Here is a 20,696-nt window from a genome sequence, read left to right on the forward strand (position 1 = left end):
GGAAGCGATTTCCGCCCGCCCCCTGCCGCCGCGCGCCCTGTCATCCGCTCCTGGAAATCCTCATGCGTCTGCTCTGCGCCTTCGACCGCGTCCTGTTCAAACTGGTGTCGGTCATCGCCCAACTCCTGCTGGTGGCCGCCGCGGCCGCCGCCTTCTACCAGGTCATCGCCCGCTTCGTGCTGCATTCGCCCGCCGACTGGAGCGAGGTGCTGACCCGCGCCCTGCTGATCTGGACGGTGCTGCTGGGCGTGGCCCTGGCCTTCCGTCATGGCGCCATGATCAGCGTCGAACTGCTGCGCAACCTGCTGGGCGGCATGCGCCGCCGCGTGCTGGAGGCCGTCATCGGCCTGATCTGCGCCGGCTTTCTCGGCTTCATCGCCTGGATCGGCGGCCAGATGACCTACCGCGTGCGTTTCCAGAACGTGCCCAGCCTGGACATCTCGATCTCCTGGATCTACCTGGCGATCCCGGTGGGCGCGACGCTCGCCGCCATCGCCGTGCTGGCGCGCTGGTGCGCCGGCGAGGAAGACAACACGCCCGTGCGCAACGACGCGCAGGGTTGAGCCCCGGTCCCGAATCCAAGCAGCCGATATCGCCATGTCCCAATTAATGATTGTCTCGATGCTGATTTTCTTCGGGCTGTCCGTGCCGGTCGCCGTGTCGATCGGGCTGGCCAGCCTGGCGGGGGTCGGCGCCGCCAACCTGCCCTGGCTGGTGGTGGCCCAGCAGCTTTATGCCGCGCTGGACAAGTACCCGCTGGTCGCGATCCCGTTCTTCATTCTGGCCGGCAACCTGATGGAAGCCGGCGGCATCTCCGAACGCATGGTGGAGTTCGCCAAGAGCGTGGTCGGCGGCATCCAGGGCGGCCTGGCCTGCACCTGCGTGCTGACCTGCATGATCTTCGCAGCCGTGGCCGGCTCCAGCGTCGCCACCACCTTCGCGGTGGGCGCCATCCTGATCCCGGCCATGATCCGCCACGGCTATCCCGCCCCCTTCGCCGCGTCATTGCAGGCCAGCGCGGCCGAGCTGGGCGTGATCATCCCGCCGTCGATCCCGATGATCCTGTTCGCGGTGTCCACCGACACCTCCACCGGCGAGCTGTTCATCGCCGGCGTCATGCCCGGCATCCTGATCGGCCTGGCGCTGATGTTCTACGTCTGGTTCTACGCCAAGCGCAACAACCTGGGCAAGCGCGACGGCGAAGGCCGCCTGCCGCTGTGGCCAGCCTTCAAGCGCGCCTGGCTGGCGCTGATGATGCCGGTGATCATCCTGGGCGGCATCTACGGCGGCGTCTTCACCCCGACCGAGGCCTCGGTGGTGGCGGTGATGTACGCGGTGGTGGTGGGCAAGTTCATCTACCGCCGCCTGAGCTTCAAGCAACTGTCGGACACGCTGCACAAGTCGGTGGTGTCGACCGCCGTGATCATGTTCGTGATCGCCAACGCCGGCGTCTTCAGCTTCCTGCTGAACCGCGCCGGCATCCCCGATGCGCTGGGCGTGTGGCTGGCGCAGCTGTTCGACACCCAGTTCTCATTCCTGATGGGCGTGAACCTGGCGCTGTTCGTGATCGGCATGTTCATCGAGACCTCGGCCTCGATCGTGGTGCTGGCCCCGCTGCTGCTGCCGGTGGCGCTGAAGTTCGGGCTGGACCCGGTGCACTTCGGCATCATCATGGTGGTCAACCTGGCCCTGGGCATGATCACGCCGCCGTTCGGGGTGAATCTGTTCGCGGCCTGCGCGGTGGCGAAGCTGCCGCTGGAGCGGTTGATCAAGCCCTTGATTCCGTTTGTGGGGGTGGTGATTGTTTGTCTGATGGTGATTACTTATTGGCCGGGGTTGTCATTGGGACTACGGGATTTGGTTTATTCGAAGTAGGTTTATTGATTGCGGTGGTGGCTTCGTAGGCCGCCTGTTGCGGCGGGGTGGGCCGGGTGGGGCGCCAACGATTGCGGTCCGGAGCGTTCGCTCCGGACTGCCCCATCCTCATCCTCGTAGTCGCCTGCGGCGACTGCCTTCGGATTCCGTCGGGCGCATCGACGGCGCCCCACCCGGCCCACCCCGCCGCAACAGGCTACCGGCATCCAGACATGGGGCGCTGCTACATCGAGGTGTGGGGAGAGAGATTTGCGGGGCCCGCCCCAAATGGCCGCGCGGGCGGCCTTTTGGGGCTTACGCGGGGTCTTGCGATTGGTGATGCCGCTGCGCGCTTGCGGGGAATGGTGCGGAGGGAGCCGCCTCAAAGCGGCCGCGCGGGCGGCCTGATGAGGCCTACGCGACGTCTTGCGATGCGTGATGCCGCTATCGCGTGTGGGAACGGCGAAATCGAGTGCTATTGAGAGATCGTTGGCACCAAGACTGTTTGTGGTCGGCGCGCGAAACTCGCCACGCGCAACACAGCCGACATCGCGCCGACCACCACCGCCCCTCCCCCTGACGTGCGGAACCACCAGAAAGCCGCTCGCCACCCGCGCACAGCGCACCCGCCCCACTTTCAAATGCACAGACGCCCAGCGTGGCCGTCCGCGCGGCCGCGATGGGCAACCCTGCAGGTTTCATGCCCTGCACACAGGTCTAGCAACGCAACAAGCCAAGACGCTCGTAGCCCCTCGGTCGGGCGGACCCGATGGCGGGCAACCTCGATGCGCCCGACGGAATCCGAAGGAGTCGCCGAAGGCGAGGACGAGGATGAGGCAGGGGCAGTCCGGAGCGAACGCTCCGGACCGCAATCGTGGGCGCCCGCCATCGGGTCCGCCCGACCGAGGGGTGACCTACGAAGCCCGCTCCCGCACCAAAACCCCACCAGGAAAGCCATCAAGCCGCCTGCAGAACCGCCCACTCCACGGCATGACACCGCACCTCACGCCCGCCAACAACCGCCACCTCAGGCGCCCTCTCCCGACACACCGCCCTCGCATTCGGGCACCTCGGATGAAACGTGCATCCGCTCGGCGGCTGAATCGGATTCGGCACCTCGCCGCCCATCGGCTCGCGGTCGCGCCTGGGGGAGTCCAGATCTGGAATCGTATCCAGCAGCATTCTTGTGTACGGATGTTCCGGCGCATCGAACAACTCGTCCGCCGGCGCCTGCTCCACGATCCGGCCCAGGTACATCACCGCCACCCGGTCCGACACGTGGCGCACCACCGACAGATTGTGGCTGATGAACACATACGTCAGGCCGAACTCCTTCTGCAGATCGCCCATCAGGTTCAGGATCTGCGCCTGCACCGACACATCCAGCGCCGAGGTCGGCTCGTCGCACACCAGGAATTCGGCCTGCGTCGCCAGCGCCCGCGCGATCGAAATGCGTTGGCGCTGGCCGCCCGAGAACTCGTGCGGATAGCGCGACGCGTCGTTCGGCGACAGGCCCACCAGAGTCAGCAGCTCCTCCACCCGGCGCCGCGTGTCCGCCGGCGTGGCGCGCAGGCCTAGCGTGACGATAGGCTCGGCCACGATCGCGCCCACCCGCCAGCGCGGATTCAGGCTGGCGTACGGGTCCTGGAAGATCATCTGCGGATGCAGCGCGCCGCCCGTGCGGCTGCGACCATAACGCAGCGTGCCGCGGGTCGGCGCCACCAGGCTCACCAGCAGCTTGGCCAGCGTCGACTTGCCGCAGCCGGACTCGCCGACAATGCTCAGCGTGGTGCCGCGCGGCACCGCCAGCGACACGCCGTCGACCGCCTTGAGCGTCTGCGGCGGCTGGCGCGACAAGGTGCGTTCGAGCCAGGGCGGCGAAACGTCGAACCAGCAGGCCAGGTCATCGGCCCGCAACAGGATGTCATCGTCATGCGGCATGGGCTACGCCTCCTTGGTGCAGCCAGCAGGCGCTGAGGGTCGCGCCCGACGGAGTGGACGCCAGCGCCGGGCGGTCCATGCCGCAGCGCGGACCGGCCATGGCGCAGCGGGGATGGAACGCGCAGCCGTCCGGCATCGCGTGCAGGCGCGGCATGGCGCCGTCGATCTGGTTCAGGCGCGCGGCGCGCTGGCGCAGGCCGGGAATCGCGTTCATCAGGCCCTGCGTATACGGATGGCCGGGACGCCGCAGCACCTCCAGCACCGGGCCGATCTCGACGATGCGGCCAGCGTACATCACCGCCACCCGGTCAGCGGTCTCGGCGATCACGCCCATGTCGTGCGTCACCAGCAGCACCGAGGTGCCCTGCTCGCGGCACAGCCGGCGCAGCAGCGCGGTGATCTGCGCCTGCACCGACACGTCCAGCGCGGTGGTCGGCTCGTCGGCGATGATCAGCCGCGGCCGCGCCGCCAGCGCCAGCGCGATCACCACCCGCTGGCGCATGCCGCCGGAGAACTGGTGCGGATAGTGGTCGATGCGACGGTCCGCCGCCGGAATGCCGACCGCCAGCAGCAGTTCGAGCGCGCGCTGGCGGGCCGCGGCGGCCGACACCCTGTCGTGGTGGCGGATGGTCTCGACCAGTTGGTCCCCTACGGTGAACAGCGGGTGCAGGCTGGTCAGCGGATCCTGGAAGATCGCGCCGATCTCCTTGCCACGCAGTTGCTGGCGCGCGCGGGCCGGCAGGTTGTCGATGCGGCGGCCAGCCAGGTGGATCTCGCCGCCGCCCAGGCGGCCCGGCGGTTCCAGCAGGCCGATCACGGCCATGCCGGTCAGCGACTTGCCGGCGCCGGACTCGCCCACCATGCCCAGGATCTCGCCCGGCTGGATGTCGAAACTGATATCGCGCGTGGCCACCAGGAGGCCGTGGCGGGAAGGAAACTCCACCGACAGGCCGCGCACCGACAGGGTGGGCGCGGCGGGATTCGGAACGGTCGTCATGACGGGCTCCTGGGAAATCTCGGGTAGCTGGAGGAAAAGATCTCGTCGACCGGCGGATGGCCCCAGGTGCGGTCGGGGTAGCGTGCCACCAGCCGGTCGAACTGCGCTTGCGCCTGGTCCTGCGCCAGCCGGGCATCGAAGCCGGGAATGCGGCCATTGACCATGACGAAGCGGCCGTCGATCACCACCTGCGACACGTCGCGGCCGCTGCCGCCGACCATCAGCGTCTGAATCGGATCGATCAGCTGGCCGTTGCGGTCGTGGGAAAAATCGAACACCACGATGTCAGCCTTGGCGCCCGCCGCCAGCCGCCCCAGGTCGGCGCGGCCCAGCGCGTCGGCCCCGCCCAGCGTGGCGGCGTCGTAATAGTCTTCCGAGCGCACCGCCTCGGTGGATTGGTCCATCACCCGGCACAGCATCATGCCGACCTGCATGTTCAGCACCATGTCCGGCGGCCAGGTGTCGGTGCCCATGCCGATCTTCACGCCCAGCTCGCGATAGCGGGCGAACGATTCCAGCGTGGCGCCGTGGCGCGCCGACACCAGCGGACAGTGCACCACCGTGGCGCCGCCGTCGCGGATGATCTCCAGGTCCTGCCCCGGCCGTTCGATCTGGCGCGAGCCTGACACGTAGGTGCCGTGCGGCAGCAGCGCGCGCTCGGACAGGAAGCCCAGGCTGCGCAGCCATTCCGGCGGGCTCATGCCGTGCTGCGCCAGCACCAGGTCGTATTCCAGGCGCGACTGGCAGCAATGCAGGCGGATCGGGATGGCGCGTTCACGCGCCGCGGCGGCCGAGGCGCGCAGCAGCTCGGGCGTGCAGGTCTCGATGCGGTCCGGCGACAGCATGGCGCGCACCCGGCCGTCGTACAGGCCCTCGACCTCGTCGGCGAACGCCACCGCCTGTTCCAATCCGGCCATGCCGCGCGCCGCGTCGTAGTGGCAGCGGATGCGCCCTTCCCCGTCCACATAGGTGTGGCCGCTGCGATAGGCCGGCCCCAGGTAGACGCGCAGCCCCAGTTCGCCGGCGGTGCGCGCCGCCGACAGGAATTCATCGCGGGTCTCGCCCCACACGCGGTAGAACAGCGAGGCGATCGGCAGCGCGGTGGTGATGCCGTTGCGGATCAACTGGGCGAAGGCGTAGCGCTTCTGGAACGCCAGCTCGTCCGGCGTATACATCTCGTACGGGCCGCGCTGCATGTACGTGTCGGGCCAGATGCGGCCCTTGCGCCAGGCCGGCGAGTTGTCGAAACCCAGGATGGTCGTGTCCAGGTCAGACAGCGCGTCCAGGTCGACGAAGCCCGGGCCGATCAGGGCGCGGCCGTAGTCGTGGCGCCGCGCCACCGCGCCGGGATAGCGCGGGCCGACGTAGACGATGCGGTCGCCCTGGAACACCACCTCGCCGTTCTCGTAGAGGCAGTGGCGGCCGTTTTCGTGGCCGACCACCCAGCGCGCGGTCAGCAGCGTGGCGTCGTCGCGAGCGGCCATCACGGCGCCTCCACCAGCGCGCGGCCATCGCGCGCCACCACCCGGCCGCGCTTGACCACCAGCTTGCGCACCGGGCGCGAGACGATCGCCTCGGCCACCGTCTCGGCGTCCACCAGCACGAAGTCGGCGTGGCAGCCCGGCGCCAGGCCGTAGTCCGCCAGGTCCATGACGCGCGCATTGCCATAGGTCGCCACATGCAGCGCCAGCGCCAGTTCGTCGTCGCGGCGGAAGTTGTTGCGCAGGCCCACCAGCATGGCACGTTCCAGCATGTCGGGCTTGCCGTAGGGACCCCAGGTGTCGCGCATGCCGTCGTTGCCGGTACAGACGGTGACCCCGGCCGCGTGCAGCCGCGCCACGTTGGGCACCGGACGCGAGGCCGAGCCGGTCGTCATAATATGCACGCCCGCCTCCACCAGCCCGTCCACCAGCCCCTGTACCGCCTGCGCGTCGGGCATGCCCAGGCAGAACGAATGCGACAGCGTCACCTTGCCCTGCATGCCCAGCGCCAGCACCCGGTCGATGGTCATCTGCATCGAGAACGCGCCGAGTTCGCCGGCTTCGTGCAGGTGGATGTCGATCGGCTTGCCGTGCTTGTCGGCCAGCGCGAAGATCGCGTCCAGATGGCCCTTGGGGTCGCGGTCCATGCCGGCCGGGTCGAGCCCGCCGACCACGTCCGCCCCCATCCGCAGGGCCTGCTCCATCAGTTCCAGCGTGCCCGGGCGGATCAGCAGCCCGCTCTGCGGAAAGGCCACGATCTGCACGTCGATCTGGTCGCGGTACTGGTCGCGGGCGCGCATCACGCCCTCGATCGCCGCCACGCCAATGTCGGTGTCCACGTCGACGTGGCTGCGGATGTGACTGGTGCCGTCGGCCACCGACATCACCAGTTGCCGCGCCGACTGGCGATAGGGATCGATCCCCAGGCGGCGCTTCTCGGCGCGCTCGTTCTCGATCTTGTCGATCAGGCGCGGGCCCACCTCGTTGCGGTACCAGGGCATGCCGTACAGGGTCTTGTCCAGGTGCGCGTGGGCGTCGATCAGGCCGGGCAGCAGCAGCGCGCCGCCGCCATCGACGCGCGGCACGCTATCCGGCACCGCGCCGTCCATGGCCGCGAAGCGGCCGTCGCGCACCAGCACCGAGGTGGCTTCGCCACCCGCCGGCCGCACGTGGGTATACAGGGTTGCGTTGTCCATGGTTCTCTTGTCTCCGTGTTCTTGCCGCGCTCAGCGCAGGCGGGGATTGAGGGCATCGCGCAGCCAGTCGCCCAGCAGGTTCACCACCAGCACCACCAGGCTCAGGTACAGCGCGGGAAACACCACCACCCACCACTGCCCCGAGAACAGGAACTGGTTGCCCAGCCGGATCAGGGTGCCCAGCGACGGCTCGGTCGGCGGCATGCCCACGCCCAGGAAGCTCAGGGTGGCCTCGATCAGGATCGCCAGGCCCAGGTTCAGGGTCGCGGTCACCATCACAGGCGTCAGCGTGTTCGGCAGGATGTGGGTCAGCATGATGCGCAGCGGGCTGACCCGGATCAGCCGCGCCGCCTGCACGTATTCCTTGCCGCGCTCGACCAGCGCCGAGGCGCGCACGGTACGGGCGTACTGCACCCAGTTGGTCATCGAGATCGCCAGGATCAGGATCACCGCCGACAGCGTCTCGCGCAGGCCCGGCGGCAGCAGTTGCCGGAACACCGCCGTCACCAGGATCGCCACCAGGATGGTGGGAATGCTCAGCAGCGTGTCGCCCAGGCGCATCAGCGCATTGTCGATCCAGCCGCCGAAATAGCCGGCCGCCAGCCCCACCAGCAGGCCGATCGCCAGCGACAGCACCACCGTGGCCAGCCCGATCACCAGCGACATGCGCGAGCCATACAGGATCGCCGACCAGACATCGCGCCCCTGGGTGTCGGTGCCCAGCAGGAACTGGGCCTCGCCGCCCGCGATCCAGCGCGGCGGCAGCTCGGCGTTGAGCAGGTCCAGCTGCGCCAGGTCGTAGGGGTTCTGCGGCGCGATCCAGGGCGCGAACAGCGCCAGCAGCACCACGGCGATCAGCACCACGCCCGCCCCCATCGCCACCGGATCCTGCCGCAGGCTCCACCACAGGTCGCCCTGGAAGAAGCGCGCCAGCCGGCCGCGGCCCGCGTTCGACATCGGTTTAGTGAGCATTGGCGCCTCCCTTGACGTGCTGGCTGCGCAGGCGCGGGTCGACCACGCCGTACATCATGTCCACCAGCGTGTTCAGCGCCACGAAGATGAAGGACACGATCACCAGATAGGCGGCCATGACGGGAATGTCCACGAACATGACCGATTGGATGAACAGCAGGCCCATGCCGGGCCACTGGAACACGGTTTCCGTGATGAGCGCGAAGGCGATCAGGTTGCCGATCTGCATGCCGGTCACCGTGATGACCGGCATCAGGCAATTGCGCAGCGCCAGCCGGAAATGCACCACCCGGTCCGGCAGGCCGCGGGCGCGGGCGAACTTGATGAACTCGGTGCGCAGCGTCTCCAGCATCTCGGCCCGCACCAGCCGCATGATCAGCGTGATCTGGAACAGCGCCAGCGTGATCGACGGCAGCACCAGCGCGGCCCGGCCCGACGGCGTCAGCAGGCCGGTGCTCCAGCCGCCGATGCGCACCGTGTCGCCGCGCCCGAAACCGGGCAGCCAGCCCAGCTGCACCGAAAACACCAGGATCAGCATGATGCCGACCACGAAGCTGGGCAACGAAATCCCCAGGATCGAGACGAATTGCAGCGCCTGCGCCAGGCGCGACTTGCGGTAGATGGCGGTCAGCACGCCCAGCGGCACCCCGATCACCAATGACAGCAGCGTCGCCATCATCACCAGCTCGAACGTCGCCGGGAAGCGCTCGGCCACCAGCGCGAACACGTCCTGCTGGTTGCGGTAGGAAATGCCGAACTCGCCGCGCGCCGCGTTGGCGACGAAGTGCACGAACTGCATGCCGACCGAGGCGTTCAGGCCCAGCCGCTCGCGCAGCTCGTCGCGCTGCGTCTGCGAGGCCTGCTCGTTGAGCATCATGTCGACCGGGTCGCCGACGAAACGGAAAATCACGAAGGCCAGCAACGCCACCGCCAGCATCACGCCGACCGCATTGCAAACCCGCCTAACTATGAACGCCAGCATGTGCGCCTCCTGTCAGCCCCTGGGGGGCATCTCGACATTCCAAGCCAGGAGCGCCGCGGCCGATGCAGGACGCGGCGCCTTGCCCATCACTTCATGCGCACCGTCCACAGCCGCGCCTTGTTGTCGGGCATCTGCAGCACGTCGCCGACGTTGGCGCCCACCGCCCAGGCCATGGGCTGCTGGTGCAGCGGCAGGAAGCGCACGTCGTCGTGCAGGGTCTGCAGAATGTCGCTCATCATCTGCACGCGCTTGGGGCGGTCCATCTCGGCGGCGGCGGCGTCGATGCGCGCGTCCAGCGCCGGATCGCCCCACTGCCCCCAGTTGAAGACCCCGGCCGGGCCGGTGCGGCTGTGCATCACCTGCAGCAGGATCGACAGCGCGTCGATCTGCGGCTCGTTGGCCCAGCCGTGAATGGTGATGTCGAACTCGCCACGCGAGCGCTTGGGGTTCTGCAGCGAACGCGGACCGCTGGCCAGCGAGGCCTTCACGCCGATGCGCGCCCACATCGAGGCGGCGGCCTGGCATAGTTCCTCTTCGTTGACGAACATGTCGTTCGAGCACAGCAGCGACAACGTGAAGCCGTCGGGGTAGCCGGCCTCGGCCAGCAGCTTCTTGGCGCGGGCGGCATCGAACGGCAGGCGTTCCTCCTGCCTGGCGTCATAGCCCGGGATCGACGGCGCCACCAGCGCGCCGGTGGTGCGCGACAGCCCGCGCATCACGCGCTTTTGCAGCAGCTCGGGCGACAGCGCCATGTACAGCGCCTGGCGCACGCGCAGGTCCTTGAGCGGGTTCTTGTCGGTGATGTTGGAGCCGACCAGCTTGTCGCCCAGGTTGAAGCCGAAATACAGCGTGCGCAGCTCGGTCGCGGCCAGCACCTTGACGTTGGGCGCGGCGCGCAGGCGGTCCAGGTCCTGCAGCGGCGCGTTCTCGGTGAAGTTGATGTCGCCCGACAGCAGCGCCGCCACCCGCGTCGGCGCCGAGGCGATCGGCGTGAACTCGATGCGGTCCAGGTTGTGGCGCGGCTTGTCCCACCAGTCCGGATTCACCACCAGCACGGTGCGGGTGTCGGGCCGGTACGACTCCACCTTGAAGGGGCCGGTGCCGTTGGCGTTGTGGGTGGCGTAGCCCTCGATCTTCTTGGCCGCGTCGGTCGGCTTCAGGCTGTTGTTGTCCACCAGCCACTGGCGGTTGAAGATGAAGATGTTGGTCAGGTCGTTGAGCATCAGCGGGTACGGATGCGTCATCTCGATGTCGACCGTGTAGTCATCCACCTTGCGCGCCGCCTTGAAGGCCGGCAGGTTGCCCTTGAGCGGCGAGGCGTCGTCGGACACGCGGGTCATGGACGCCACCACATCGTCGGCCGAGAACGGCGCGCCGTTGTGGAACTTGACGCCGCGGCGCAGATGGAAGCGCAGCACCGTCGGCGACGGCGACTCCCACGACTCGGCCAGCGCCGGCGTGATGTTGAACTTGTCGTCGTAGCGGATCAGCGCTTCGTACACGTGGTTCAGGAACGCCAGGTTGAAGGTGCTGCCGTAGGAATACGGATCGAGCGAGTCGAGGTCGCGGGCGGCGCCCCACTTCAGGGTGTTGGCGGCGGATGCCCCGGTGATGGCCGATAGCGCGATCACGGCCCCGGCGGTCCACTTCAGCAGCGTCTTCATGATGGCAATGCTCCCTTGGAGGTGGGTATGGAATACGTCTGGAGGCCGGCGCGGACGGCCGGCGGCGGTAATCAGTGGCCGGCGGTCTGGCGCTGGGCGCGCTCGAGCGTGGCCAGCGCCAGCACCTGCGACAGGGCGGCGCGATAGGAATCGATCACGGGCACGGCGGGCAGGCGCGGCAGGCTGGGCAGGAAACCCGCCAGCGCGGCGCCGGCCACGATGACCACGTCGGCGCCCTGGGCGACCGCGTCGTCCAGGGCCTGGCCCACGGCGGCGATGGTCGCGGGCGAGCGCGTGACGTAGTCGAGCGCATTGCCCGGCAGCGCCAGCAGGCCGGCGCAGCGCGACTCCAGCCCGAGCTGGCGGATCTGCTCGCGCAGCATGCCCGGCCACAGCCGCCCCACCGTCACGATGGCGTAGCGGTCGCCGCGCTGCAGGGCGGTGAGGATGGCGGCCTCGGCCATGCCGGCCACCGGCATGCGCAGGCGCTCGCGCACCGCGCCGATGCCGGGTTCGCCGAAACAGGCCAGCAGGCAGGCGTCGAATGGCTCGCCGGCGGCCTCGGCCTGGGCGGCCTCGCGCTCGGCGGTTTCGCAGACGGCGTGGGCCGACACCACGGCCTGCGCCCGGCTGGCGATATAGGCGGGCCCGAACGGCACTGTCACGGCATGCACCCGGGCCGCGTCGCCAAAAAAAGCGCGCGCCTGCTCGGCGAGGCTGGCGGTCAGGTCGGCGGTGGTGTTGCCATTGATCACCAGCAGGCGGCTGGGCGTGACGGCCAGGCGGTCGGGAAGGACGGCGGGTGCTGCGGACATGAATCAAACCCCTGATGGTTTGTATACAAAACCATTCATACAAAACCCACAGCTTCCTGAATTTTGTATAAATCTTTGTATACGATTTATGGCGACAATGTACGCCATTGGTCCGACGCTTCAAGCTATCGCTAACCCTTAGCGGCCGATGGTGTATGCTGTTTCGCACCTAGAAAAGTGCGCACCGGCGCGATTCCGCCGGCAGATTCCCCGCACCGGAACGCGCACGCATCGGAGATCCACACCAGATGACGGCCCCCATTCCCGACGCGGCGGAGCCCGCCCGGAAAGACGTAAACCGCACGGAAATCGTATACAAAAACTTGCGGCAGGCGATCATCGAGCAGGCCTTGCTGCCGGGCGACAAATTGCCCGAGGACGTCATCGGCGAGCGTTTCGGCGTCAGCCGCACCATCGTGCGCGGCGTGCTGACGCGCCTGTTCAGCGAGGGCCTGGTCGACCTGCGCCCCAATCGCGGCGCGGCGGTGGCGCGCCCCAGCCTGGAAGAAGCCCACGACATCTTCGAGGCGCGCCGCTGCCTCGAACGCGACGTGGCGCGCCGGCTGGTGCAGCACGTCACCGAGGCCGGCTTGGCGCGGCTGGAACAGCACGTGGCGCAGGAAGAAGCCGCGCGCGCGCGCAACAGCGTCAACGAGTCGATCCGCCTGTCCGGCGAATTCCACATCCTGATGGCGGAACTGTCGGGCAATGCGGTCTACGCCCGCTACGTCAATGAGATCGTGTCGCGCTGCTCGTTGATCCTGGCGCTTTACGGCCGGCCGCATTCGAGCGAATGCGCGGTCAGCGAGCACCGCGAAATCGTCGCCGGCCTGCGCGCGCGCGACGAAAAGCACGTGCTGCACCTGCTGGAACATCACCTGGAGTCGGTCACGGCGCGCGCGCTGCTCAGTCCGGACGGCGCGGGCGTGCGCGACATCCGCAAGATTCTCGACCGCTACGGCACCTAGGGGGACCGCGACGCGGCGGCCCGCGGGCGGGCGCGGCGCGCGGGTAGGAGACGGCCCGCCCCCGGCGAAGGGGGCGTGGCCTGGCGTGGCAAGCCTGAAATGGAAAAGCGCCCGGTTCGGGCGCTTTGTGGTTTCGGCAAGCCTAGATTTCGCGTTCTTCCGTCTTGAGGTGGTTGTCGCGGGCGAAATCCACCACGAACTTGTACGCCAGCGGTTCGAGATCGCGCAAGCGCTGGTCGACCACGATGCCGCGCACGCCGTCGATCACGACGGGAAGCACGTAGGGCGAATAGGTGAGGTGGTTACCCGCACAGCCGGCGGGCCGGAACTGTGCCATTACGCCGGCGAGCCGTTCCGCCCAATCGCTGGGGCGAAAGCGGCTACCGCTTTCGGTAACGCCATGAATTACGAATTGTCTGACGCGAGTTGCCATGGATTCTTCACTACGGGACGCCCTTCACTGGGCCGGATCTTCGGCGTGATCAAACATGCGCCCCGCGCCGCGAATTGTATATGATTGATCCTTTGCCCTGTCCCGAAAGGCGCTCCGCCCAGGGAAAAATGCCCAGGAGGACCCGTCATGACCTCGCCTCTGGCCAATATCTACGCCCGGCTGCCGGTCTCGTTCACGCACGGCCAGGGGGTCTGGCTATGGGACGCGCAGGGCCGCAAGTACCTGGACGCGCTGGCGGGCATCGGCGTCTCCTGTCTGGGCCACGCCCATCCCCGGCTGGTCGCGGCCATCAGCGAGCAGGCCGCGCGCGTCATCCACACCTCCAATATCTACGAAGTCCCGCAGCAGACCGAGCTGGCCGCGCGCCTGGCGGCGCTGTCCGGCATGCGCGACGTGGTCTTCAACAACAGCGGCTCCGAGGCCAACGAGGCCGCCATCAAGCTGGCGCGCTACTACGCCTACCAGCGCGGCAACAGCCACGCCCACATCATCACCATGGATTCGTCCTGGCACGGGCGCACCCTGGCCACGCTGGCGGCCACCGGTAGCGACAAGGCGCGCAAGGGCTTCGAGCCCCTGCCCTCCGGCTTCATCCAGGTGCCATACAACGACGCCGCCGCGATCCGCGCCGCCGGCGACGCCGAGCCGCGCGTGGCCGCCGTGCTGCTCGAAGCCCTGCAGGGCGAAGGCGGCATCCGTCCCTCCGATGCCGCCTTCCTGCGAGAGGTACGACAACTGTGCACCGAGCGCGGCTGGCTGCTGATGATCGACGAGGTCCAGTCGGGCATCGGCCGCACCGGCAAATGGTTCGCCCACCAGTGGGCCGACATCGTGCCGGACGTCATGACCCTGGCCAAGGGCCTGGCCGGCGGCGTGCCGATCGGCGCGATGCTGGCCGCCGGCCCCGCGGCGGGCGTGTTCACCCCCGGCAGCCACGGCACCACCTTCGGCGGCGGCCCACTGGTCTGCGCGGCCGGCCTGGCGGTGCTGGACGCGCTGGAATCGGAACACCTGCTGGACAACGCGCACACGGTCGGCGGCCACCTGAAGGCGCGGCTGGCGCAGGAACTGGCCGGCCTGCCCGGCGTGGCGGATGTGCGCGGGCGCGGCCTGATGCTGGGCATCGAGCTGGCCCGTCCCTGTGGCGTGCTGGCGCTGCGCGCTTTGGAAGCGGGCCTGTTGATCAACGTCACCCGCGACCGCGTCATCCGCCTGCTGCCGCCGCTGGTCCTGTCGCGCGCCGAAGCCGACCGGATCGTAGACATCCTGGCGCCGCTGATTCGACAGTTCCTGGCCGAACATCCATAATCAACCTCCCGCCCGGGCCACGAGCCCGTCCGGGCCCAATGACCTGCGACATCACCATGACTCCTCCCACGACTCAAAACGGCCCCTTGCGGCACTTTCTGCAGTTCAAGGACTTCTCGTCCGCCGAGATCGCCTACGTGCTGGACCGCGCGCGGCTGATCAAGGAAAAATTCAAGCGTTACGAACCCCACATGCCGCTGCACGACCGCACGCTGGCGATGGTGTTTGAAAAAGCCAGCACCCGTACCCGCGTCTCGTTCGAGGCCGGCATGTACCAGATGGGCGGCTCGGTCATCAACCTGACCTCCAACGATTCCCAGCTGGGCCGCTCCGAGCCCATCGAGGACACCGCGCGCGTCATCTCGCGCATGGTCGACATCGTCATGATCCGCACGTTCGAGCAGACCCGCATCGAGCGCTTCGCCTCGCACTCGCGCGTGCCCGTGATCAACGGCCTGACCAACGAATTCCACCCCTGCCAGATCCTGGCGGACATCTTCACCTATATCGAGCACCGCGGCCCCATCGCCGGCAAGACGGTCGCCTGGGTCGGCGACGCCAACAACATGGCCTACACCTGGCTGCAGGCCGCCGAGATGCTGGGCTTCACGCTGCACGTGTCGACCCCGGCCGGCTACGAGCTCGAAGCCGCCCGCATCGGTTCGCCGTCCGACAAGGTGCTGCGCCAGTTCAAGGACCCGATGCAAGCCTGCCAGGGCGCGCACCTGGTCACCACCGACGTCTGGACCAGCATGGGCTACGAGGCCGAGAACGAAGAGCGCCGCGCCGCCTTCGCCGACTGGTGCGTGGACGCCGAGATGATGGCCGCCGCCGATCCCCAGGCCGTGTTCATGCACTGCCTGCCCGCCCATCGCGGCGAGGAAGTCACCGGCGAAGTCATCGACGGCCCGCAGAGCGTGGTCTGGGATGAAGCCGAGAACCGCCTGCACGTGCAGAAGGCGCTGATGGAGTTCCTGCTGCTGGGCCAGCTCAAGTAAGCAGCCCGCCCATGAAAAAAGCAGCCCCGTGGGGCTGCTTTTTTTTGTATCCGCGCCCGGCGCGGCATTCAGGGCTTGAGCGACTTTTCCCAGCGCACGATGGCGTCGACCACCGCCTGCGGCGCTTCCGGCACCAGCGCGTGGCCGGCGCCCGGGATCACCACCACCGACACGCGCTCGCCGAATTCGTCGCGGATCTCGTTGCGGGTCGATTCCGGCTTGAACAGGTCGGCGCCCGCCTGCAGGTCGAGCAGCGGCTTGCTGCCGCCCGACCACCAGTCCGACTGGCGCGTGGCCTTGCCGGCCAGGCGTTGGCTCTCGCTGACCTCGGGGTACCAGCCGTTGAGCCAGACGCTGGCGTCATGGCCCGGCGCGAAGAACGCGTACTGGATGGACTTGAGGCGCTCGGCGTCGGGCAGCGACAGGTCGGCGCTGCGGTCGACGTGCTCGCTCAGGCCGGCGGGATACTTCTTGGCCGCGGCCGCCACGATCACCACGCCGCGCACCAGGTCGGGGTGGTCCACGCCCGTGGTGCGCGCCACCCAGTTGCCGAATGCGTGCCCGATCATCACCACCGGCTGCTTGGCGACATCGCGGATCACCGCCGCCATGTCGTTGCCGAAGTCATGCAGCGTGATGTCCTTCATCGGTCCGCTGCTGCCGCCGATGCCGCGCGGCTCGGGCCGCAGCACGCGGTAACCGGCCTGCGCCAGCCGCGCCGCCAGGTCGTCGAAATCCTCCTGGCCGCGCCCGCGCGACGGCAGCAGCACCAGGGCCGGGCCCTGGCCCTGCACTAGCACTTCGATGCGGGCGCCGTTGCCCGGCAGCACCGTGACCCGCTCGACCTTGTCGGCCGCCGCCGCCGCGGCAGGCGCCGGCGCGGCCTGCGCGGCCAGCGACAGCCCGGCCGCGCTCAACGCGCCCCACAGTACAACCCTCGCCCATCGCTTGCTCATCGTTGTCTCCTCGTTCTTCTGTGTCAAAGAATCTTCTGGAACATGGTGCGGCGCGTGTTGCGGAACGACGGCCGCACCCGGCTGCTCCAGTCGGTGGCGCGCACCGCCAGCCACGGCGGGCTGCCGAAGGTCTCGCGCGTCTCCAGGTCATAGCAGGCCAGATAGCGCGGCCCCTGGTCGCGGCACTCGTAGCGCTGCGCGCGCACGGTGCCGGGCACCGAGGCCAGCCCCGGCAGGTGTTCCTGGTCGTACCAGGCATTCAGGTCCGCCTCGGCCTCGGGCAGCACGTCGGTCTCGACGATGTAGTGCCAGGGCGCATCCAGGCCGGCCGAAGCGCCGGCCAGGTCCAGGGTCAGGTGCAGCACGCGCGCCTGCGCCCCCGGGAACAGCTCGGCCAGCCGCGCCTGCACTTCCGGCTGCGCGGCGGCGTCGCCGTCGACGTACACGTAGGTGTCATCCTCTTCGACCGCGGCGAAAGCGCGCAGCCGCACGCCGTCCAGGCCCTCGCTCAGGCGTTGCGCCATGTCGGCCGCGCGCGCCGCGTCGAAACGCTCGCCCAGCGACACCAGCAATACCGTCTTGTCCATGCAAAGCTCCTATCAGTGCCCGACGCGCAGCGCCACCAGGAAGCGCGACACCATGTTGTAGGCGGCTACCGTCGCGGCCAGTTCGACCAGTTCCTGATCGTTGTAGCGCGAACGCAGCGGCGCGAACAGCGCGTCCGGCACCTCGATGTCGCGGGTCATGGCGTCGGTCAGGGCCAGCACGTCGGCCTCGCCCGCCTCCAGCCCCTGCACCGCGTCCGCTTGCGGGCCGCCGCGCAACTGGTCGACCACGGCCTGCGGCATGCCCGCCGCCAGCGCGTGCGGCACGTGCGCGTCGAACTCGTAGGGCGCGTTGTTCAGGGTCGCCACGCGCAGGATGATCAGTTCGCGCACCCGCGGCGACAGCGACGTGTTCAGGCGGATCGCGGTCAGCATCGCCTCCCAGCCCTGCACCACGGCGGGGCTGTTCAGCAGCACCTGGTACAGCGGCGAGATGCGGCCGCGCGCGGCCGCGATGCGCGCTTCGATTTCGGCCAGGGCCGGGCGCGTGCCCGGCGCGACCGGCGAGACTCGGCAATCGCTCATGCTCACTCCGGACGGATGTTCTTGCGTTGAATCAGCGAACCCCACTTCTCGCGGTCGGCGGCGATCAGCGCCGCCAGTTCCTGCGGCGAGCTGGGCGCGGCCTGGGCGCCGAACTTCTCCAGCTTGGCGCGCACCGCCTCGTTGCCCAGCGCGGCGCGCAGGGCCTGGTTCAGTTTCTCGACCGTGGCCGGCGGCGTGGCGGCGGGCGCAACGATGCCATACCAGTTGTTCGACTCGACGCCGGCGATGCCCTGCTCGGCCAGCGTCTTGACGTCCGGCAGCAGCGGATGACGGGTCGGCGCGGCGATGCCCAGCGCCTTGAGCTTGCCGCTCTGGATGTGGCCAATCAGGCCCGGCACGTCGCCGAAGAAGCCGTTCACCTGGTTGCCCAGCACGTCGTTGATCACGGGCGCGGCGCCCTTGTAGGGCACGTGCAGCACCTTGGCCTTGCTGGCGTCGGCGAACATTTCCAGCGTCAGGTGCGGGATGCTGCCGATGCCCGACGAGCCGATCGCCACGGACTGCGCCGCCGCCTGCGAGCGCTTGACGAAGTCCGCCGCGTCGGTGGCCGGGTTGGCCGGGTTCACCACGAACACGGTGGCGTTGTTGACCACGCGCGACACCGGCGCGAAATCGCGCACCGGGTCATACGGCAGGTCCTTGTACAAGGCCGGGCTGATGGACACCGCGCCGACGCTGGTCAGGAACAGCACCGAGCCGTCGGCCGGGGCCTTGGCGACGTAGGCCGCGGCGATGTTGCCGTTGGCGCCGGCCTTGTTCTCGACGATGACCGATTGCTTGAGCTCCTTGCCCAGCTGTTCGGCCAGCACCCGGCCGACCAGGTCCACCGGGCCGCCCGGCGGGAAGGCAATGATCAGGCGCACCGGGCCATCGGCATGCGCCGCGGGCGCCAGGCTGGCCAGGCCGAGCAGGCCGGCGAATAGGAATTTCTTGAACATGGATTGTCTCCTCGGGATATCGTGTTTTCTTGTTGCCCGAAATCGGGCGATGGCGCGGCTACGGGAAGCCGTAGAGACGCGCCGGGTTGTCCACCAGGACCTGCTGGCGCGTTTCCGCGTCCGGGCAGGCCAGGAAAAAAGCGTCGGCCAGTTCGCCGTCGTCGGGCATGTCGCCCGCCACGTTCGGATGCGGCCAGTCGGTGCCCCACAGCGTACGCTCGGGCAGCGCGTCCACCAGGGCGCGCACGAAGGGAATGCCTTCGGCAAAGGGGCGCTTGCCCGAGGCGATGCGGTCGATGCCCGACACCTTGACCCAGGCGAGCGGCTCGCGCGCCAGGTCCAGCAGCGCGCGGAACGCCGGCGCGTCCAAGCCGTCGGCGGCCTTGACGCGGCCCATGTGGTCGATCACGAACGGCACCGGCAGCGCCCGCAGGCGCGGCAGCAGGTCGGGCAGCATGGCGCCGTCCAGGTGCAGGCAGACGTGCCAGCCCAACGGCGCGATCAGCCCGATGACGTGGTCGAACACGGCCGGATCGGGCGCGCCGCCCAGGTGCGGCACAAAATTGAAGCGCGCGCCGCGCACGCCGCCATCATGCAACCGGCGCACGCTGGCCGGCGTGGCGTCCGCCCCCAGCAGCGCCACGCCGCGGTAGCGGCCCTGGCTCTGCGCCAGCGCGTCGAGCAGCGCGGCGTGGTCGCCGCCGTGGCAGTTGGCCTGCACCACCACCGCGCGCTGCACGCCCAGGTGCGCATGCAGCGCCGCCATCCTGGCGTAGGGCGCGTCGGGCGGCGTGTAGGAACGTCCTTCGGCATAGGGAAACCGGTCAGCCGGACCGAACACGTGGCAATGCGTGTCGCAGGCCCCGGCCGGCAGCGCGTGGCGGGGACGGGAAGGCGTGGCAAGCGGAGGACGGCAGTCAGGCACGGCGGGATCCAGCGGGGAAAACGCCATCCTCGCGGATTGCGGCCTGCCGAACAATGCTATATCTTTGATTTCAGATATAGAAAATATAAATATCAAATCGCCATGGACCTCAAGCAGATCGAATACTTCGTGCGCGTCGCCGAGCGCCGCAGCTTCTCGCGCGCCGCCGAAATGCTCGACGTAGCCCAACCGACGCTGAGCCGCCAGGTGCGCCTGCTGGAACTGGAGCTGGGCCAGCACCTGCTCTACCGCAACGGCCGCGGCGCGGAACCGACCGAGGCCGGCCTGCGCTTTCTGGAACATGCCCGCGCCCTGCTGGCCCTGGCCGACCGCGCCAAGCAGGACCTGCAGACCCTGCGCGAAACGCCGACGGGCAAAGTGGTGGTGGGCTTGCCGCCACGCATCGCGCGGGTCCTCACGCCGCCCCTGGTGCAGGCTTTCCGCCGCCGCTTTCCCGACGCCTCGATCGCCGTGGCCGAAGGCCTGAGCGCGCAGATGCGCGAATGGCTGCTGGCCGGCCGCGTCGATCTGGCGCTGCTGTACGACCCGGCGCCGTCACCGCAACTGGGCTATGAATCGCTGTTCCGGGAAAACCTGGTGCTGGTGGCCGCAGCCAACCATCAGCCGCCGCTGCCCGCGCGCGTCGCGGTGGCCGGGCTGGGCGCCTATCCGCTGGTGCTGCCCAGCCTGCCCAACGCCATCCGCACCCTGGTCGAGAGCATCTGCCGCGCCCAGGGCGTGCGCCTGCAGGTGGCGGCCGAGGTCGATGCGGTGCAGACCATCGTCGAACTGGCGGCGCAGGGCGACGCCTACGCCATCCTGCCGCGTTCGGCCGCGCGCGGGCCGGCGGCCGAACACGCGCTGTCGCTCAGCGAAATCGTCGCGCCCGGCATCACCAACAATCTGGTGCTGGCCAGCGCCCGCCACCGCCCCGCCACCCGGCTGGCCACGGCCACCGGCGATCTGATCCGCCAGTTGAACCTGGCCGCCCTGTTCGAGCCCGCCGCCCCCTCCGCCCGGAGCGCCGGCCGCCGCCCTGCCCGGACCGCCCAAACGCGTTAAAATGGCCGCCAGATTTCTTGTTTGGCGGCTCGTT

Annotated in this window: 20 protein-coding genes; 6 read left to right on the plus strand and 14 right to left on the minus strand. The window is 68.9% G+C overall.

Annotated features, from left to right (window positions below):
- Positions 1–62 precede the first annotated feature (62 nt).
- The gene (locus HV742_RS25120; protein WP_047993506.1) at positions 63–563 is read left to right on the plus strand and encodes a TRAP transporter small permease; all 501 of its coding nucleotides are present in this window, start codon (positions 63–65) and stop codon (positions 561–563) included.
- Positions 564–597: 34 nt separating this feature from the next.
- A complete protein-coding gene (locus HV742_RS25125) occupies positions 598–1,875 on the plus strand; it encodes a TRAP transporter large permease (protein WP_049072616.1) in 1,278 nt (425 codons plus the stop codon).
- A 936-nt stretch (positions 1,876–2,811) separates the two neighbouring features.
- Here the strand turns inward: HV742_RS25125 and HV742_RS25130 are convergent.
- The 8 genes from HV742_RS25130 to HV742_RS25165 form a co-directional block, all read right to left on the minus strand.
- On the minus strand, positions 2,812–3,795 hold the full coding sequence (locus HV742_RS25130; protein ID WP_175146651.1) for an ABC transporter ATP-binding protein: 984 nt from the start codon (positions 3,793–3,795) through the stop codon (positions 2,812–2,814).
- Positions 3,785–4,792: an ABC transporter ATP-binding protein gene (locus HV742_RS25135; RefSeq protein ID WP_049072612.1), complete on the minus strand. Its 1,008-nt coding sequence runs from the start codon at positions 4,790–4,792 to the stop codon at positions 3,785–3,787. The genes HV742_RS25130 and HV742_RS25135 overlap by 11 nt, the downstream gene beginning before the upstream one ends.
- On the minus strand, positions 4,789–6,276 hold the full coding sequence (locus HV742_RS25140) for an amidohydrolase family protein (RefSeq protein ID WP_175146652.1): 1,488 nt from the start codon (positions 6,274–6,276) through the stop codon (positions 4,789–4,791). Before HV742_RS25140 ends, HV742_RS25135 begins: the two co-directional genes overlap by 4 nt.
- Positions 6,276–7,469: an amidohydrolase family protein gene (locus HV742_RS25145; protein ID WP_175146653.1), complete on the minus strand. Its 1,194-nt coding sequence runs from the start codon at positions 7,467–7,469 to the stop codon at positions 6,276–6,278. The genes HV742_RS25140 and HV742_RS25145 overlap by 1 nt, the downstream gene beginning before the upstream one ends.
- Before the next feature lie 30 nt (positions 7,470–7,499).
- Positions 7,500–8,441 carry an ABC transporter permease gene (locus tag HV742_RS25150; RefSeq protein WP_049072608.1) on the minus strand — a complete coding sequence of 314 codons (942 nt, stop codon included), beginning with the start codon at positions 8,439–8,441 and terminating at the stop codon, positions 7,500–7,502.
- Complete coding sequence (locus HV742_RS25155; RefSeq protein ID WP_063582914.1) at positions 8,431–9,423, minus strand: ABC transporter permease; 993 nt, start codon at positions 9,421–9,423, stop codon at positions 8,431–8,433. Before HV742_RS25155 ends, HV742_RS25150 begins: the two co-directional genes overlap by 11 nt.
- A gap of 86 nt (positions 9,424–9,509) precedes the next feature.
- Positions 9,510–11,087 carry an ABC transporter substrate-binding protein gene (locus tag HV742_RS25160; RefSeq protein WP_175146654.1) on the minus strand — a complete coding sequence of 526 codons (1,578 nt, stop codon included), beginning with the start codon at positions 11,085–11,087 and terminating at the stop codon, positions 9,510–9,512.
- A 71-nt stretch (positions 11,088–11,158) separates the two neighbouring features.
- Positions 11,159–11,902, minus strand: a complete 744-nt coding sequence (locus HV742_RS25165) for an aspartate/glutamate racemase family protein (protein ID WP_175146655.1) — start codon at positions 11,900–11,902, stop codon at positions 11,159–11,161.
- Between the two features lie 248 nt (positions 11,903–12,150).
- Between HV742_RS25165 and HV742_RS25170 the strand changes: the two genes are divergently transcribed.
- A complete protein-coding gene (locus tag HV742_RS25170; RefSeq protein WP_175146656.1) occupies positions 12,151–12,870 on the plus strand; it encodes a GntR family transcriptional regulator in 720 nt (239 codons plus the stop codon).
- Between the two features lie 142 nt (positions 12,871–13,012).
- Here HV742_RS25170 and HV742_RS25175 read toward each other — a convergent pair whose 3' ends face one another.
- Positions 13,013–13,303: a DUF3579 domain-containing protein gene (locus HV742_RS25175; RefSeq protein WP_006388526.1), complete on the minus strand. Its 291-nt coding sequence runs from the start codon at positions 13,301–13,303 to the stop codon at positions 13,013–13,015.
- A gap of 147 nt (positions 13,304–13,450) precedes the next feature.
- Here HV742_RS25175 and HV742_RS25180 point away from each other — a divergent pair, with 147 nt between their 5' ends.
- Together HV742_RS25180 and argF are read left to right on the plus strand one after the other, a co-directional pair.
- A complete protein-coding gene (locus HV742_RS25180) occupies positions 13,451–14,632 on the plus strand; it encodes an aspartate aminotransferase family protein (RefSeq protein WP_175146657.1) in 1,182 nt (393 codons plus the stop codon).
- 56 nt (positions 14,633–14,688) lie between these two features.
- Positions 14,689–15,630 (plus strand): ornithine carbamoyltransferase, encoded by a 942-nt coding sequence (argF, locus tag HV742_RS25185; RefSeq protein WP_026382721.1) that lies wholly within the window; start codon positions 14,689–14,691, stop codon positions 15,628–15,630.
- Positions 15,631–15,698: 68 nt separating this feature from the next.
- Here the strand turns inward: argF and HV742_RS25190 are convergent, their stop codons facing one another.
- The 5 genes from HV742_RS25190 to HV742_RS25210 are packed head-to-tail and all read right to left on the minus strand — an operon-like array spanning position 15,699 to position 19,600.
- Positions 15,699–16,586, minus strand: coding sequence for an alpha/beta fold hydrolase (locus HV742_RS25190; protein WP_175146658.1), 888 nt, complete (start codon positions 16,584–16,586; stop codon positions 15,699–15,701).
- Positions 16,587–16,609: 23 nt separating this feature from the next.
- Positions 16,610–17,173 carry a DUF4286 family protein gene (locus tag HV742_RS25195; protein WP_175146659.1) on the minus strand — a complete coding sequence of 188 codons (564 nt, stop codon included), beginning with the start codon at positions 17,171–17,173 and terminating at the stop codon, positions 16,610–16,612.
- Between the two features lie 12 nt (positions 17,174–17,185).
- Positions 17,186–17,716: a carboxymuconolactone decarboxylase family protein gene (locus HV742_RS25200; RefSeq protein WP_063588279.1), complete on the minus strand. Its 531-nt coding sequence runs from the start codon at positions 17,714–17,716 to the stop codon at positions 17,186–17,188.
- A 2-nt stretch (positions 17,717–17,718) separates the two neighbouring features.
- The gene (locus tag HV742_RS25205) at positions 17,719–18,675 is read right to left on the minus strand and encodes a Bug family tripartite tricarboxylate transporter substrate binding protein (RefSeq protein ID WP_049072596.1); all 957 of its coding nucleotides are present in this window, start codon (positions 18,673–18,675) and stop codon (positions 17,719–17,721) included.
- 58 nt (positions 18,676–18,733) lie between these two features.
- On the minus strand, positions 18,734–19,600 hold the full coding sequence (locus HV742_RS25210; RefSeq protein ID WP_175146660.1) for an amidohydrolase family protein: 867 nt from the start codon (positions 19,598–19,600) through the stop codon (positions 18,734–18,736).
- A 102-nt stretch (positions 19,601–19,702) separates the two neighbouring features.
- Here HV742_RS25210 and HV742_RS25215 point away from each other — a divergent pair, with 102 nt between their 5' ends.
- A complete protein-coding gene (locus HV742_RS25215) occupies positions 19,703–20,662 on the plus strand; it encodes a LysR substrate-binding domain-containing protein (protein ID WP_175146661.1) in 960 nt (319 codons plus the stop codon).
- Positions 20,663–20,696 lie beyond the last annotated feature (34 nt).

Origin of the sequence: Achromobacter ruhlandii (genome assembly GCF_902859695.1) — a bacterium.
GTDB lineage: Bacteria > Pseudomonadota > Gammaproteobacteria > Burkholderiales > Burkholderiaceae_B > Achromobacter > Achromobacter ruhlandii.

Excerpts from the sequence above, each read along its gene's own strand:
- HV742_RS25215 (WP_175146661.1), top strand. The coding sequence starts at position 19,703 with ATGGACCTCAAGCAGATCGAATACTTCGTGCGCGTCGCCGAGCGCCGC.
- HV742_RS25170 (WP_175146656.1), top strand. The coding sequence starts at position 12,151 with ATGACGGCCCCCATTCCCGACGCGGCGGAGCCCGCCCGGAAAGACGTA.
- HV742_RS25140 (WP_175146652.1), bottom strand. The coding sequence starts at position 6,276 with ATGGCCGCTCGCGACGACGCCACGCTGCTGACCGCGCGCTGGGTGGTC.
- HV742_RS25160 (WP_175146654.1), bottom strand. The coding sequence starts at position 11,087 with ATGAAGACGCTGCTGAAGTGGACCGCCGGGGCCGTGATCGCGCTATCG.
- argF (WP_026382721.1), top strand. The coding sequence starts at position 14,689 with ATGACTCCTCCCACGACTCAAAACGGCCCCTTGCGGCACTTTCTGCAG.
- HV742_RS25165 (WP_175146655.1), bottom strand. The coding sequence starts at position 11,902 with ATGTCCGCAGCACCCGCCGTCCTTCCCGACCGCCTGGCCGTCACGCCC.
- HV742_RS25155 (WP_063582914.1), bottom strand. The coding sequence starts at position 9,423 with ATGCTGGCGTTCATAGTTAGGCGGGTTTGCAATGCGGTCGGCGTGATG.
- HV742_RS25150 (WP_049072608.1), bottom strand. The coding sequence starts at position 8,441 with ATGCTCACTAAACCGATGTCGAACGCGGGCCGCGGCCGGCTGGCGCGC.
- HV742_RS25125 (WP_049072616.1), top strand. The coding sequence starts at position 598 with ATGTCCCAATTAATGATTGTCTCGATGCTGATTTTCTTCGGGCTGTCC.
- HV742_RS25130 (WP_175146651.1), bottom strand. The coding sequence starts at position 3,795 with ATGCCGCATGACGATGACATCCTGTTGCGGGCCGATGACCTGGCCTGC.
- HV742_RS25205 (WP_049072596.1), bottom strand. The coding sequence starts at position 18,675 with ATGTTCAAGAAATTCCTATTCGCCGGCCTGCTCGGCCTGGCCAGCCTG.
- HV742_RS25190 (WP_175146658.1), bottom strand. The coding sequence starts at position 16,586 with ATGAGCAAGCGATGGGCGAGGGTTGTACTGTGGGGCGCGTTGAGCGCG.
- HV742_RS25135 (WP_049072612.1), bottom strand. The coding sequence starts at position 4,792 with ATGACGACCGTTCCGAATCCCGCCGCGCCCACCCTGTCGGTGCGCGGC.
- HV742_RS25200 (WP_063588279.1), bottom strand. The coding sequence starts at position 17,716 with ATGAGCGATTGCCGAGTCTCGCCGGTCGCGCCGGGCACGCGCCCGGCC.
- HV742_RS25175 (WP_006388526.1), bottom strand. The coding sequence starts at position 13,303 with ATGGCAACTCGCGTCAGACAATTCGTAATTCATGGCGTTACCGAAAGC.
- HV742_RS25180 (WP_175146657.1), top strand. The coding sequence starts at position 13,451 with ATGACCTCGCCTCTGGCCAATATCTACGCCCGGCTGCCGGTCTCGTTC.
- HV742_RS25120 (WP_047993506.1), top strand. The coding sequence starts at position 63 with ATGCGTCTGCTCTGCGCCTTCGACCGCGTCCTGTTCAAACTGGTGTCG.
- HV742_RS25195 (WP_175146659.1), bottom strand. The coding sequence starts at position 17,173 with ATGGACAAGACGGTATTGCTGGTGTCGCTGGGCGAGCGTTTCGACGCG.
- HV742_RS25145 (WP_175146653.1), bottom strand. The coding sequence starts at position 7,469 with ATGGACAACGCAACCCTGTATACCCACGTGCGGCCGGCGGGTGGCGAA.